The organism is Shewanella sp. SACH (assembly GCF_001887095.2).
Lineage (GTDB): Bacteria > Pseudomonadota > Gammaproteobacteria > Enterobacterales > Shewanellaceae > Shewanella > Shewanella baltica.
Window position 1 is genome coordinate 1 of the sequence record NZ_MPDG02000036.1, and the last position, 240, is coordinate 240.

1 protein-coding gene is annotated in these 240 nt (G+C 53.8%); it reads right to left on the bottom strand.

Features of this window, described 5'->3' with window-relative positions; genetic code table 11:
* The coding region (locus BM607_RS21670; RefSeq protein ID WP_140393446.1) for a putative Ig domain-containing protein at positions 1–240 on the bottom strand (240 nt) is incomplete at both ends.

Here is a 240-nt window from a genome sequence, read left to right on the forward strand (position 1 = left end):
GTGCCACTTAGCACGCCAGTGGCAGCATTGAAGCTCAACCAACTTGGTTTGGTCACCGCGCTTAAAGTTAATGTGTCGCCCACATCGGTATCACTCGCCGCAAAAGTGTAGCTGTACGCTGCATCTTGAGTGGCGGCAGTCATCGCCGTTGAACTAATCGTCGGTGCATCATTGACGTTGGTCACCGTGATGCTAAAGGACTGGTCAGCCGTTAAGCCATCCGTGTCCGTCACTCGCAGT